Origin of the sequence: Shewanella sp. 38A_GOM-205m (assembly GCF_000518445.1) — a bacterium.
GTDB classification, from domain to species: domain Bacteria; phylum Pseudomonadota; class Gammaproteobacteria; order Enterobacterales; family Shewanellaceae; genus Shewanella; species Shewanella algae.
On sequence record NZ_JADP01000002.1, the window covers coordinates 45,966 to 60,560 of the forward strand.

A 14,595-nucleotide genomic window follows, 5' to 3' on the forward strand; every position below is an offset into this window, starting at 1 on the left:
GCCTTATCAGCCGAGGCGTTCCATCACATCATCGGCAATTTCCGCGTTGTGATAGACTTCCTGAACGTCGTCGTGATCTTCCAGCGTATCGATAAGACGCAGAAACTTGGCGGCGGTATCTTCATCCAGATCGGCCTTGGTCGATGGCACCATGGTTACTTCAGCATTCACCGCTTCAACCCCAATGGCATCCAGCGCATCTTTCACCACACCGAAATCGGCAGGTGCAGTGTAAACATCCACTGAGCCGTCATCATTGCTGACCACATCCTCGGCGCCGGCTTCCAGCGCGGCTTCCATGATGGCATCTTCATCAACGCCCTCTTCGTAGCTGATAACGCCCTGCTTGGTGAACAGATAAGCCACTGAGCCATCTGTCCCCAGGTTGCCGCCGGACTTATTGAAGGCGTTACGTACGCCGGTCACAGTGCGGTTGCGGTTGTCTGTCATACACTCGACCATAACGGCGGTGCCGCCCGGGCCGTAGCCTTCATAAACCACGGTTTCCAGCGACTGGCCATCGAGTTCACCGGCACCGCGCTTAACCGCACGTTCGACTGTGTCACGGGTCATGTTGTTGGACAGCGCTTTGTCGATAGCGGCACGTAAACGGGGGTTGGAATCCGGATCTGAGCCACCTTCGCGGGCCGATACTGTCAGCTCGCGGATAAGTTTGGTGAACAGTTTACCGCGTTTGGCATCCTGAGCTGCCTTGCGGTGTTTGATGTTGGCCCATTTACTATGACCTGCCATAGGTATATCTCCTCTCAATACCGGTTTAAATTCAGACCGGTAAAAAAACAGACCGAGGCTTATGCCCCGGTTTGATTCACACTTTTATGACTTCAAGCTCAGTCCTTCAGACTTCAGCTTTGTCGGCCGCCTTTTCAGCAACCTTGATACCCAATTCCACCAGTTGTTGTGGATTGGCCTCACCCGGTGCATTGGTCAACGGGCAGGCGGCGGTAGTGGTTTTCGGGAATGCCATCACGTCACGAATCGAGCTGGCGCTGGTCATCAGCATTACCAGACGGTCGAGACCGAAGGCCAAACCTGCGTGCGGTGGTGTGCCGTAGCGCAGTGCTTCCAGCAGGAAGCCGAATTTTTCTTTGGCTTCTTCATCTGTGATCCCGAGAATACGGAATACTGTGGCCTGCATCTCCTGGTTGTGGATACGCACAGAGCCGCCGCCGAGTTCGGTACCGTTGAGTACCATATCATAGGCGTCGGATACCGTCTCGGCCGGGTTGGCTTCCAGCTCAGCCGGAGTCACGCCCCTTGGCGCGGTAAACGGATGGTGCACTGCGTACAAGCGACCATCTGCCTTTTCAAACATAGGGAAGTCAACAACCCACAGTGGCGCCCACTCGCCCTTGAGCAGGTTGAAATCTTCACCCAGTTTCAGACGCAGCGCGCCCATGGCTTCGGCAACCACGTTGGCCTTGTCGGCACCAAACAGAATGATATCACCGCTTTGCGCGCCGGTGCGTTCCAGCAGCGCCTTGACGATATCTTCATTGAAGAACTTGAGCACAGGTGACTGAATACCTTCCATGCCGGCAGCCAGGTCGTTGACCTTCATCCAGGCCAGACCGCGAGCGCCATAGATACCAACATACTTGGTGTAGTCGTCTATCTGCTTACGGGACAGCTCGGCGCCACCCGGCACCCGGATAACCGCCACTCGGCCTTCAATATCGTTGGCCGGGCCGTTGAATACCGCAAACTCAACATCCTTGACCAGATCGGCCACGTCCACCAGTTCCAGTGGGTTACGCAGATCCGGCTTGTCGGAACCGAAACGGCGCATGGCTTCGGCATAGGTCATGGTTGGGAATTCACCCAGGTCCACGTTGAGCAATTCGAGGAACAGACCGCGCACCATCTCCTCGGTCTTTTGCATCACCTGCTCAGAGCTCATGAAAGAGGTTTCGATATCAATCTGGGTAAATTCAGGCTGACGGTCGGCGCGCAAGTCTTCGTCGCGGAAGCACTTGACGATTTGGTAGTAACGGTCGAAACCTGACATCATCAACAGCTGTTTGAACAGCTGAGGCGACTGAGGCAAGGCGAAAAACTGCCCCTTGTAAGTGCGGCTTGGCACCAGATAGTCACGGGCGCCTTCCGGCGTGGCCTTGGTCAGAATAGGGGTTTCGATATCCAAAAAACCATTGCTGTCCATAAAACGACGCACGGCACTGGTGACCTTGGCGCGGAAAATCAGTCGCTGGGCCATTTCCGGACGACGCAGGTCCAGATAGCGATACTTGAGACGCTGCTCTTCGCTGTTGTTCTGGAAGTTATCCATACTCAGCGGCAGAGGGTCAGCGGCGTTGATTATGGTCAGTTCCTTACCCAGCACCTCGATTTCGCCGGTACGCATATGAGCGTTGACCTGGCTGTCTGGACGGGCTCTGACCACACCTTTGACCTGGACACAGAATTCGCTGCGCAGTGTGCTGGCGACATCGAAAACCTCAGGCAAGTCCGGGTCATATACTACCTGGATCAGTCCTTCACGATCCCGGAGATCCAAAAACACCACACCTCCCAAGTCGCGGCTACGGTTCACCCAACCCACCAGGGTCACTTCTTGTCCAACGTGGGACTTGTTTACGTCCCCACAATAATGACTGCGCATCTGCTTTATATCCTTTATTCCGGCCTGCTGAGCTCTGGAACGATTCAACACGATAAGAGCGGCATTATAGAGAATATCTGCCACTTACCAAAGTACTTCACTTTCAGACGGTGAAGTATCAAACAGTTTGCTCCCTTTGACCAGTGGCTGAACCAAGGTCAAGGCACGAGCGTTCAAAATAACAACAATCAGGCACTGCGATAACAACTGCCGCCACTCTCTTTGGCGCGATACATGAGTTGGTCGGCCCGTTTGAGCAGTTCGATGGCGTTGTCGCCGTCCACCGGATACACGCTGATCCCGACGCTGAGCGACAGCTGCACACTGATGTTTTGCCACTTGAGTGGCCCGGCAAGCGATTGGATCAAATTATCCGCCACCTGACAGACAGCATCAAAATCCTGAATTCGATTGAGTATCACCACAAACTCGTCACCGCCAAAGCGCACCAGAGTATCAGATTTACGGATCACCGCGGCCAGGCGCTGGGTGACCTGCACCAGCATTCTGTCACCCACCTCGTGACCATAGGTGTCGTTTATGGCTTTGAAGCCATCGACATCCAAAAACAGCACCGCAAAACGCTCCTGCTCTCTGGCATGTTGCAAAAACGCCTGCTCCAGCCTGTCATCGAGCAGTGCCCTGTTGGGTAAGCCGGTGAGCGGATCGTGATTGGCAAGATGCTTCATCTTGAGCTCGGCCTCACGCCTTAAGCTCATTTCCCGGCTGAGGCGCCGATTGAGCTGCAACACCAGCAGTACAATAAACAGCGCAATCAAGAGTGCCAGCAGAAAATAGCCCAACCACTCCTTGTATTGTTGGCTCTTGTCGGTAATCACAGTGCCAACCCATTTTTCATGGATCCTTTGCCGTTGGCTGTCATCTATACCGCTTATTACCCGGTTAATCAAAGGCACCAAGGGTTTATAGCCGGGCGTGACGCCAATATGGCTCTTTTGATCGGCCATATCGGTTATCAGGTTCATCTTCAGCGCCGGATATTGCCCGGTAGAAAGGGCCGAGGCCAGCGATACCACTTTATCGATAAAGAGATCCGCCCTTCCCAGGTTGACGGCTTCCAACCCTTCGCGCATGCCGGGCACCAACACTGGGCTTATGCCCTGGCTCTTGGCCATAAGCTCACCGGCCAACTGATAACCTTCAACAATCGCCACTCGCTGGCCATTGAGTTGTCCCAGGCTATAAAGATTCAGATGATCCACGGTGGAAACCATGGCCCAGGGCGATGGCCAATAACCGTCGGAAAAAGCCAGCGCAGCATGTTGCTCATCCCTCGCCGCCAGACTGGCGGCCATCACCACTTCGCCGCTGCCAAGCGCCTTGAGGAGATCGCGCCACTCATCGAAAGCCACGGGCAGCAGTTTAAGCCCCAACTGCTGCGCCACCCTCGTCATCACATCGGCATTAATTCCGGCAAACTGCCCCTGCTCATCCTTGAATTCAAAGGGGGGCCAATCCTTGAGGTAACCCACTTTAAGCTCGGGCAAGCTTTCAAGATAGCCCAGCTCTGCCTGGGTCAATGGCAGCCGACTTTGATCCCTGCTGTAAACATGATCGTCACTATTGAGCATCCATTTGTTTTCCAGCGCCGCCAACTCCTCGCGGGTCAACAGATTAAAGCCTGCGATCAGCCTTTGGGTCAGGCCATCGTCCTGCCTGCGGGTCAACACATAGATATCTGAGCTGAACTGCAAGGCTTTTGCTTGCTGGTAACCGGCCCAGAGTCCATGAGTCAACAGATAGTGCTGAGTCCAGGCCGAGGGCGAGACGAAGCCTGAGATATCGCCCCGGTCGGCGGCATTGACCATGGCATCGAGAGAGTCGAAATACTTGAGCTGTACCTTGGGCAAGGCTTGTTTCAGCTCAGTGATATAGGGTGATGACGGGAAAATCCCCAAGCGTTTGCCGTCCAATAGCGCCAGCGGACTCTCCATCTGGCCTTTGAGAAACAGACGGCTGCTTTGGGTGTGTAAGTGCCAGGCACGCTTGAGTCCAGAGCTGAGATCGTCACTTTCCGGATAGCCTATATGGGCATCGACAATCCCCTGCTTGACCTGCTCCAGAGTGCTGTTCATGCTACCGGCAACAAACTCCACCGGCACCCCGGTTTTGGCGGACCATTTGTGCCAGATATCCACATACAGGCCGTGGGGTAAACCATCCGGGCCAAGATCGGAAAACGGCTCCATATTCAGTGGCATGGCAACCGTGATCCCATGCTGATCGGCGCGATACCCCAGCCAGCGCCTCTGGGTCTGGACGATAAACTCAGGAGTGATCTGGGCAAAGCCACTATCGATTTCGGCCACCAAGGCCTGCCTGCCTTTGGCGACAGCCGGTGCCACCGGCGAGTGCTTTATCAACATCCGATTGGCGGTGGGATATTGCTGGGCAATACTGCGGGCCAATTGCCGGTCACGAAGATACCCTTCCATGCCGGCAAACACCTTGATTTCTCCGCGAGATACCGCCTTGAGCAATGCGTCGCGACCTGGGTATAAGGCAAATGAAAGGCCGGACTCCTGAGCCTTAAGATCCGATTCGTGGGACGAGCCTTTGACTATCCCTATCCGATACGGCAGCAGCTTCTCAAAACTGTCCTTGTGCCTCAGTTCAGAGTGCAGATAAAGGTAGGTGTCAATACGACTGATTGGCTTGGCAAATTCAAACTCGGCTTCGCGCTCCGGGGTCAGCGCCAACGCCAGGTGTACATCCGCCTTGCCTTCTTTGAGCTGCTTCAGGGAATCGTTCCAGTGCCGCGCCACTAGTGTGATGGGTCTTTGATTGACCCGGCTCCATTCCTGCCAGAGATCCACCAGGATCCCCTGTGGCTGGCCGGCATCATCAACAAATTGGTAGGGATAACTATCCTCCCCCATCACTATGACGAGTGGTTTGGCGGGGGACTGGACTTGAGTGGCCGCATCCAGCGGCAGACATACGAGCACACACAATAGACTCAAAAGAGAGGTCAGCGATTTCAAGTGCTTATTTCCTGGTAAGGCGATGTAATTATTTTGTTATTCCTGCACTATTAGACAAAAAATTTGCGTCAATTACCAGAGCGCACTTGCTGCTTTCACGCGGGATTCGGTAAAATAGGTCACTGATTTTCCCGCACAAGATTTCAGATGAACACTTCTCAAGACACCATATATGCGACTGACTGCGGTCAGGTCTCTGACTTTGCTTTTGATGACAGGGTAGCCGGCGTATTCAGCGATATGATCCGCCGCTCTGTGCCGGGTTACGGCCAGATCATCAACACCATTGGCGACTTCGCCGAGCGCTTTGTGACACAAGACAGTAAAGTCTATGATTTAGGGTGTTCTCTTGGCGCGGCAACTTTGAGTATTCGTAGGCGTATTGAAGGCAAGGGCTGCGAGATTATCGCCGTCGACAACTCACCGGCGATGACCGAGCGCTGTCAGGAGTATCTCAATGCTTATGTCAGCGATACCCAGGTGCAGCTTATTTGTGGTGATATCCGTGATATCGTCATCGAAGACGCCTCCTTGGTGGTGCTCAACTTTACTTTACAGTTTCTGCCGCCCGAGGATCGCGATACCCTGATCCAGAAAATATATGCCGGCTTAAGACCCGGTGGCGCCTTGGTGCTGTCGGAAAAAATCCGCTTCGGCGATGAGGTTATCCAACAAGTACTGGATGAACATCATCTGGATTTCAAACGCGCCAATGGCTATAGCGAGTTGGAGATCAGCCAAAAGCGCAGCGCACTGGAAAACGTGATGAAACCCGATCAACTCAGCAATCACTACAACAGATTATACCAGGCCGGTTTTGCCCATTACGGTGTCTGGTTCCAGTGCTTCAATTTCACATCCATGGTAGCTATCAAGTGATCAGTTTCAGTAATTTCTATCAACAGATTGCCGACTCCAATCTGCAGCATTGGTTGGAAACACTGCCGGCCAAACTCGGCGACTGGCAAAGAGAGCACAAGCACGGTGCCCTGCCCAAGTGGGAGAAAGTGCTCGCCAAGCTCAATTACCCCAGCCCCGACAGCCTGGATTTCAAAGACAGTGTCACCATAGGCTCAGGTGAGCAACTGGCAACGGGGCAGCGGGAAAAACTGGAAAACCTGCTGCAGTTGCTGCATCCCTGGCGCAAGGGGCCATTTCATATCCATGGCATTCATATCGATACCGAGTGGCGCTCCGATTGGAAGTGGGAGCGGGTCGCGCCCCATATCAGCCCCTTGGCAAGCAGAACCGTGCTGGACGTAGGTTGCGGCAGCGGCTATCACATGTGGCGCATGTATGGTGAAGGCGCCAAAATGGTTGTCGGTGTCGACCCCTCTTCACTGTTTTTATGCCAGTTTGAAGCGGTCAAACGCCTGGCCGGCGGGACTCTGCCGGTACATCTGCTGCCTTTGGGTATAGAAGAGCTGCCGCCACTGGACGCCTTCGATACTGTGTTCTCCATGGGAGTGCTGTACCACAGGCGCTCACCAATTGACCACTTGTTGCAGTTGCGTGATCAATTGCGAACCGGAGGTGAACTCGTGTTGGAGACTTTGGTCATAGAAGGTGATGAAAATGCCGTACTGCTGCCACGGGATAGATATGGAAAGATGAATAATGTATGGTTTATTCCGTCCGTTGCCGCGTTGCAACTCTGGCTTGAGAAGTGCGATTTTCGTGAGGTTCGCTGTGTCGATCTTGATGTCACTTCACTGGCCGAGCAACGCTCCACGCCCTGGATGCGCAACGAATCTCTGGTGGATTACCTCGATCCGACCGACATCAATTTGACAGTGGAAGGTTACCCCGCCCCCAAACGGGCAACCTTTATCGCGATTAAGTAAGTCGAGTTCACCGAACCCTATATAAAAGTGACGCAATCTGGAAAACAGAATACAGGAAGCACTATGTTGAAACAGACGATTTCAATCGCCGTCATGGCCTCCATGGCAACACTTGCCGGCGGCTGCGCCAGCACTCAGGAAGTGGCAAATGCCCCGGTGCCGGTCGACGCCCAGACCTTGCAGTCCAACCTCGCCTCTCAGGAAGCCAGCATAGTCAATGTGATTGCTCAGGCTCAGAATCAACAGCAACAGCATCTGGATGCCCTGAATACTCAGCTTCAGAGTTTACAACAGCAGATGAAGAAACTGCAGCAGCCCCCGAAGGAAACCATCAAGGAAGTACAGGTGCCTGCGCCCTGCGAAGCTTCACCTATTGGCGACAAATATATTCTCGGTGAAGTCGAAAGCGTCTTTATCGATGAGCTGAATGCCAGTTTCGATACCCGTATCGATACCGGTGCCGAATCCTCTTCACTCGATGCCCGCAACATTATTCTGTTTGAGCGTGATGGCGCCCAGTGGGTTAGATTCGATGTGATGATCAATGGCGCGGATGCGCCGGGAAAAACTTTCGAATCCAAGGTGGTACGTTTTGTCCGTATCAAGCAAGATGCCGATGAAAAAGACGATCGCCGTCCAGTGATCCACGCCCACCTCAAAATAGGCAAATATGCCGCCGAAACCGATCTTAACCTTACCGACCGCAGTCACCTCGAATATCCTTTGCTGCTCGGCCGCAAGTTTATGAAAGACATAGCCGTTGTCGACGTAGGCCAAGCTTACCTGCACGGCAAAGCCAAAGACTTAGTGATTTCGAGCCATAAATAGGAGCGGTAATGCATTCACGGAAACCTTTCTACCTGGTGGTAGCTCTGCTGTTTATTGTTGGGCTCAGCGCCAGTATTTATCGTGGTATTGAACACAATGTGCCCTTCCTGCCCGGTGAGCAGGTACAAAGTTGGGCTGTCGATGCCAAAGTCAGTTTTCAGGGTACGGGTGGCCCGGCAGAAGTCTCTTTCTCCCTGCCACAGGATCCGGCATTTGAAGTCTTGATGGAAAATGCCACCTCCCCGGGTTATGGCCTGACTATCAGCAACAATGAACAGGGCCGCCGCGCGCTTTGGTCGATTCGTCAAGCCAATGGCCAACAGGACCTCTACTACAAGGTCACCCTGATCCCCACAGGCCGTGAAATACTCAAGGCTCAGGAAGAACCTCTGCCTCCGGCACCTTATATCTGGTCTGCGACCGAGAAAGCCGCCGCCGAGCAGGTGATGGACGAAGCCTGGGCTCGCAGTGCCGGTAACCTTTCTTTTGCCCGTGAGATCATGCGCGCCATTGCCGGCCGTGATCGCAGTCAAAACATAGAGCTGCTGCTTTCGGCCAACTCACCCACCAAGCTGTTTGTCCATATGCTCAATAGCCGCGGTATTCCAACTCAGGAAGTCAATGGTCTGTATCTGGAAGATCAGCGCCGTCGGCAGCAACTTTCTCCCTTTGTCGAAGTCTATCAGGACGGTAAATGGCATCTGTTCGATCTGGTCAAAGGCACAGAGGGCCGTCCGGAAAACATGGTACTGTGGGAGCGCAGCGGTAAATCGGTATTGGACGTTCTGGGTGGCAGCAACTCCCAGGTCAACTTCTCCATGCTGAAAGACACACGTTCAGCCCTGGCGACCTCCATAGACATGATGGCCAAAAACAACGCCATCGACTTTTCCCTCTATCAACTGCCGCTGGAAGAACAGAGTCTGTTCAAGGGTATTTTGCTGATCCCCATCGGAGTGCTGATGGTGGTATTCCTTAGGGTTATCATAGGCATCAAGACTTCAGGTACCTTTATGCCTGTGCTTATTGCCCTGGCCTTTATCCAAACCACACTGCTGACCGGCCTGATAGGTTTCCTGCTGATTGTGGCCTTTGGCTTGATGATCCGCTCCTATCTATCGCATCTGAACCTGTTGCTGATTTCGCGAATATCGGCGGTGATCATAGTGGTGATAGGCATCATAGGCCTGTTTACCCTGCTGTCGTACAAGTTTGGGCTCAGTGAAGGCCTGACTATCACCTTCTTCCCGATGATCATTCTCGCCTGGACCATTGAACGTATGTCTATCCTCTGGGAAGAGGAAGGCGCCAAAGAGGTGATGGTGCAAGGTGGAGGTTCACTTCTGGTAGCCACTCTGGCTTATCTGGCCATGAGCGCCACCTGGGTACAGCACTGGGTGTTCAACTTCCTGGGTATTCATTTGGTGATCCTGGCGCTGGTGCTGCTGATGGGTCAGTACACGGGTTATCGACTGCTGGAGCTCAAGCGCTTCAAGCCACTGGCAGGAGAATAAGATGAATTTTGCCTGGCCATGGCAGCTACGCCGCGCTGGCGTGCTGAATATGAACAAGCGCAATATCGACTATATTGGCCGCTACAATCCGCGCAAGTTTTACAAACGGGTGGACGACAAGCTCACCACCAAGCAACTTGCGCTTGCCAATGATATTGCCGTACCCGATCTGATAGGCGTGGTGCGCGAGCAACACGGTATCAATAGCATTCCCGAACAAGTAAAAGATCGCAGCGGCTTTGTGATCAAACCCTCCAAAGGCTCGGGTGGCAAAGGGATCTTGGTGATCACCCATGTCGAGAATGGTCGCTTCTATAAGCCCAATGGCAATGAAGTCACCCCGAGCGAGGTCGATCGCCACGTTTCCAATATCCTCAGCGGCCTGTTCTCCCTCGGTGGCAAGCCGGATGTGGCCATTATTGAGGGCTTGATTGAGTTCGATCCCGTATTCGATGGCTTCAGCTATGAAGGGGTTCCGGATATCCGCCTGATAGTGTTCAAGGGTTTTCCTGTGATGGGAATGCTCAGGTTGTCCACCGCCGCTTCCGATGGCAAGGCCAACCTGCACCAGGGCGCGGTTGGTGTCGGCTTGGATATCGCCACCGGCCGCGGTCTGCATGCGGTGCAGTTTGACTGCCCGGTCGATTTGCATCCGGACACGGGGCGTAACCTGATTGAAATCGAGGTGCCCCACTGGGATACCTTGCTGCACACGGCCTCGAGCGCCTATGAAATGTGCGAACTGGGTTATCTGGGAACCGATATGGTACTGGATCAAAACAAGGGACCACTGCTGCTGGAGCTCAACGCCCGTCCCGGGCTTGCCATCCAGATAGCCAATGGCATGGGGATATTGCCAAGGCTGCAGCATGTGGAAAGAATGACGGGCAAACCCATGTCAGTGGAAGAACGGGTCGCTTATGCCAAGAAGCACTTTGCCAGCCGCTAACTCCGGCCTGAGTCCGTCTCGCCTCAAGTCCAGGCTGCCATTGTCGGTGTTGGCGTCGCTGCTGGCATCGACTGTGGCCTCGGGCATTTCCCCTGCCCTGGCCGCGCCTGATGCCGTCCCCTTGCTGACGGCCCAATGTGTCGAATACAGCAGCAATTTTCAACCTGAATTTCAGGATCTGCAGTTGCTGGAGCGGCAAACCCTCGGGCTGCACAATATCAATGACCGCCTCGGTTATTATCGGAGTTTTCCCCTGTCAGCGGCGCAGCATGAGCTGCTGTTGCAGTGTCAGTTGAAACTAGCCGACACCATGGATAGATTCCTGAGCGAACCGGCGCTGATAAGCCTGACATCCGAACTGAACCAGGATGATGAGCCACAACTTCAGGCATTGGCCCAGAGGTTGGACTGGTTGATGCAACAACATCTGGGCATAGAGGAAAAGGCCCGTCTTCATGGCGCCCAGGCCAGCATTCGCCAGGGAATGCGCAGTGACGATCTCAAGCTGGAGTTGGGACAATGTGCCCTGCCCGGCATGCAACAGGCTCTCAATCCCGAAGATAATTCAGCGGAGCAGGAAGCCGCTCAATCAGCCCAAAAGCCCGGCTTTTTTGCAGTCAATATCGCCTCTTACTTGATGCAACAGGCCGATGGTGATTGTCGCGCCAAGGTTTGGCGCACTTATCAGGGACGCGCCAGATTACGCAATCAACTGCCGCTGTCATCCGTTTTTGCCCTGAGACAGGAGCAAGCCAAGGCGCATGGTTACCCGAGCTACAGTGATTTTATCCTCAGTTCCCAGTTGCTAAGCACGCCAAGCGATGTGGCCAAATTTCTCGATATCAGCACTCAAAAACTGGATTACGCCCCTTGGGATCTGGGCCGCAAGTTACAGCAGGCCCAGTCAACCGAAATAGTCGCGCTCAAAGACTCTGAAGTACTAAAAGCCCTGTTTGACCATCTCAAACCGCTGGGATTAACCACAGAGCAGATTAACGACGACTGGCTCAGGGTGTATCACCATGGTCGGCTGCTGGGTGAACTTCTTATCAGCGAAGGCAAACACAACCGCCATAAAATGCTGCGCCGCGCCGTTGTCGGCCAACAAACCGGCCAGAGCGAGCTGGTGCTTAAGCCTCAGCAACTTAGGCTCAAAGATTATCAGACCGCAGTTTCTTCCCTGAGCGCCGCCATAGCCCAACTCAGTGGCGGCGGTCGTTACTATCTCAATAACAGTCTGGAGTTGCCTCAGGATGGCGCCGGAGTGGGCAAAGCCTGGCTTGAACGCTATCTGAGCGGTGCCTTTACATTTTCACTCAAGCCGGCTCCCGGCTCGCGCGAACAACTGGCCGAAGAATACCAGCAGCAGCTCAAGGTGTTTCGTGCCAAAGTGGCCCTCGCCAGCTTTGAAGCCTTTGGCAACAGCCAATACCCACAGCTGCACAAGGCGTTTGAAGCCAGTTTTAATGGCTCCTGGCCCGAAGTCAGTGATTATAGCTACAGCTTTGGCGCCATCAGCGATCAGGGGCCGCTCTATTATCTCGGGCTCTGGCAACAACAGCTTGCCAAAGCCATAGATGTTCACACCCGGGGCTGCAACCCGGCGCAACTATTTGATCTCTTGCTGGTCAACGAATCAGCCCAACCTATGGTCGCCCGTTTGCAAAGCCTGTTTGGCGCTGCCGATGCGGCCACACTCATCCGGAGGATACGCGATGCCAATACTCAAGAGAACCGGTCAACTGACACTTGCCCTCTGCCTGGGAGTGATGAGCAGTACCCTGGCCGCCAAGAGCCAGCCCAGCGCTGACGAGGTTTATCAACGCATTCAGCAGAATCTGGAGCAGCATCTCTACCAGTTGCCACCCAGGGTGCAGGGCCATTACGGGATCCGTCTCTATCGGATGACAGGTGACGAGCAGTACGCCAACGCCGCCTTGGTGGATCTGTTTGCGGTTACTGAAGCGCAAAGTTTCTATGCCTGCCAACTGGACGACCCTGATTTTGTCAAAAGTGAATCGCTCAAGGCGATATCCCAACTGGGCAATGGCCCCAGGGCCAAGGCACGCAAAAAAGCGCTCAAACCCTTCCCCGAATTTCTGTTTTATACCGATGTGCTGCTGCGCTACGCCAGTCGCATAGATGAATTGGGATTTACCGGGCCCTGTCACGACAAGTTGCTCAAAGGGCTCAAGAGTACAGATCTGCAGCACGGCCTGACCGACGAAGCCATGATTGAAGCCTGGGCGGCGCAGCTGATCAATTATGTTTACTGGGCCAAGCAGCTTGGCGTTGGCGATTACCTGGAAGACTACAAAGCCGCCTTCAAACGTGTCTACCCGGATGCCGAGGATGGCAAGCTCAGTAAGGCACAATATCGCAATAAGCTCTATGGCCTGACTCACTTTATCTTCGCCGCCAGTGAATACTATCAGCACCCGGTAGATGCCAAGGAGTTCGCCTGGATCCTCGACTACTTCGAAGCCAACCGCGAGCGGATCCTCAGTGATGCCACCAACGATATTATTGCCGAAGTAGGAATAAGCTATCTGCTCGCCGGCAAGGGCAAAGATCATCCCATGGTGAAAGCCACCCAGGCACACATCATCAAGTCCTTCGATCCTGAGGTAGACTTTATTCGCTCCCCCAAAGGCAACCCGGCGCTGGCCCTGGGTGAACACCGTAATGTGCTGGCGATGATGCTGCTCAAATGGCCGGAAAAACTGCATAAAGGCCCCTATTTGAGTGAGCTCAAGGCGACCCGAAAATACCTGCCGATGCAGGTGACGCCACTCGAGTCAGTCAAACAGGCGACCAAGTCGACGAAAAAGGCTAAATAGTTTGAAAAACTGGCAGTTTCCACCCATGATAGGCCGAAATCTGACGAGTTTTTAGAAAATGAACAGACCCAAGTCCACATTGGAACAGTGGCGGATCCTGCAGGCCGTCGTCGACTTCGGTGGTTACGCCCAGGCCGCCGAGCAGCTCAACAAGAGCCAGTCATCCCTCAACCATGCTGTGGCCAAGCTGCAGCATCAGTTGGGGATCCAACTCCTCGAAGTGCGTGGCCGCAAGGCCTATCTGACCGAATGCGGCGAAGTACTGCTTCGTCGCTCTCGTCACGTCACTCAGGCTGTGGGGGAATTGGAGCAGCTCGCCAGCAATCTGGAACAGGGGTGGGAGCCGAGTCTGAGCATCGCCAGGGAGTTGGTCTACCCCATGGAAACCCTGACCGAGGCGCTGGCCGCCTTTCTGCCCCAGAGCCGCGGAACCCGGGTCACAGTGCGGGACACAGTGATCAGCGGTACCCAGGAGATGATCAAAAACCATCAGGTGGATATTGCGATTTGCGGTACCCCGCCCATGGGGTATATCTCAGAGCCCCTTTGCGACTTGGACTTCTACCTGCTCTGCCACCCTTCCCATCCGCTGGCGGCTCAAGTGGAAATTGAAGACGACAGAGTGCTGGCCCAGCATCTGCAAATTGTGATCAAAGATACCGGCGTCAATAGTCAGCAGGAAATCGGCTGGCTCAAGGCCGAGCAGCGCTGGACCGTCAGCAACTTCCACGAAGCCAAGGTGATCCTGGCCAAAGGCATAGGTTTTTGCTGGATCCCGGCGCATCTGGTCAAGCAGGAGCTGGAAAATGGAGAATTGGTACGCCTCAGTCTCAAAGGTTCCAGCAGCCGCAAGATACTGCTCAGTCTGGTGGTGCCACAGAGAGACAAACAGGGCCCGGCCTGTAAGCTGCTGGAATCACTGATCCTGGCTCAACATAAATCTGGCTCAGTATAAATCTGAGCTCATTATAAAT

11 protein-coding genes are annotated in these 14,595 nt (G+C 54.1%); 8 read left to right on the top strand and 3 right to left on the bottom strand.

All coding sequences use genetic code 11. The annotated features are described in order from the left end of the window. Positions 1-6: 6 nt before the first annotated feature. From N512_RS0101995 to N512_RS0102005, 3 genes are all read right to left on the bottom strand, one after another. A complete protein-coding gene (locus N512_RS0101995) occupies positions 7-753 on the bottom strand; it encodes a YebC/PmpR family DNA-binding transcriptional regulator (protein ID WP_028779238.1) in 747 nt (248 codons plus the stop codon). Positions 754-859: 106 nt separating this feature from the next. After that, positions 860-2,641: an aspartate--tRNA ligase gene (gene aspS, locus N512_RS0102000; protein WP_028779239.1), complete on the bottom strand. Its 1,782-nt coding sequence runs from the start codon at positions 2,639-2,641 to the stop codon at positions 860-862. A gap of 188 nt (positions 2,642-2,829) precedes the next feature. Beyond that, entirely contained in the window at positions 2,830-5,646 is a 2,817-nt protein-coding gene (locus tag N512_RS0102005; RefSeq protein WP_028779240.1) for a diguanylate cyclase domain-containing protein, read from the bottom strand. Positions 5,647-5,793: 147 nt separating this feature from the next. Here N512_RS0102005 and cmoA point away from each other — a divergent pair, with 147 nt between their 5' ends. From cmoA to N512_RS0102045, 8 genes are all read left to right on the top strand, one after another. Next, positions 5,794-6,525: a carboxy-S-adenosyl-L-methionine synthase CmoA gene (gene cmoA / locus N512_RS0102010; protein ID WP_028779241.1), complete on the top strand. Its 732-nt coding sequence runs from the start codon at positions 5,794-5,796 to the stop codon at positions 6,523-6,525. Further along, on the top strand, positions 6,522-7,490 hold the full coding sequence (cmoB, locus tag N512_RS0102015) for a tRNA 5-methoxyuridine(34)/uridine 5-oxyacetic acid(34) synthase CmoB (protein ID WP_028779242.1): 969 nt from the start codon (positions 6,522-6,524) through the stop codon (positions 7,488-7,490). Before cmoA ends, cmoB begins: the two co-directional genes overlap by 4 nt. A 63-nt stretch (positions 7,491-7,553) precedes the next feature. Further along, positions 7,554-8,318, top strand: coding sequence for an ATP-dependent zinc protease family protein (locus N512_RS0102020; protein WP_028779243.1), 765 nt, complete (start codon positions 7,554-7,556; stop codon positions 8,316-8,318). Positions 8,319-8,326: 8 nt separating this feature from the next. After that, on the top strand, positions 8,327-9,832 hold the full coding sequence (locus N512_RS0102025) for an inactive transglutaminase family protein (protein WP_028779244.1): 1,506 nt from the start codon (positions 8,327-8,329) through the stop codon (positions 9,830-9,832). A 1-nt stretch (position 9,833) separates the two neighbouring features. After that, entirely contained in the window at positions 9,834-10,781 is a 948-nt protein-coding gene (locus tag N512_RS0102030) for an alpha-L-glutamate ligase-like protein (protein WP_025009688.1), read from the top strand. Next, on the top strand, positions 10,768-12,591 hold the full coding sequence (locus N512_RS21980; protein WP_051472601.1) for a M3 family metallopeptidase: 1,824 nt from the start codon (positions 10,768-10,770) through the stop codon (positions 12,589-12,591). The genes N512_RS0102030 and N512_RS21980 overlap by 14 nt, the downstream gene beginning before the upstream one ends. Further along, positions 12,551-13,621, top strand: a complete 1,071-nt coding sequence (locus N512_RS0102040) for a DUF3541 domain-containing protein (protein WP_231473495.1) — start codon at positions 12,551-12,553, stop codon at positions 13,619-13,621. The genes N512_RS21980 and N512_RS0102040 overlap by 41 nt, the downstream gene beginning before the upstream one ends. A 58-nt stretch (positions 13,622-13,679) precedes the next feature. Then, positions 13,680-14,576, top strand: a complete 897-nt coding sequence (locus tag N512_RS0102045) for a LysR family transcriptional regulator (RefSeq protein WP_028779246.1) — start codon at positions 13,680-13,682, stop codon at positions 14,574-14,576. Positions 14,577-14,595 lie beyond the last annotated feature (19 nt).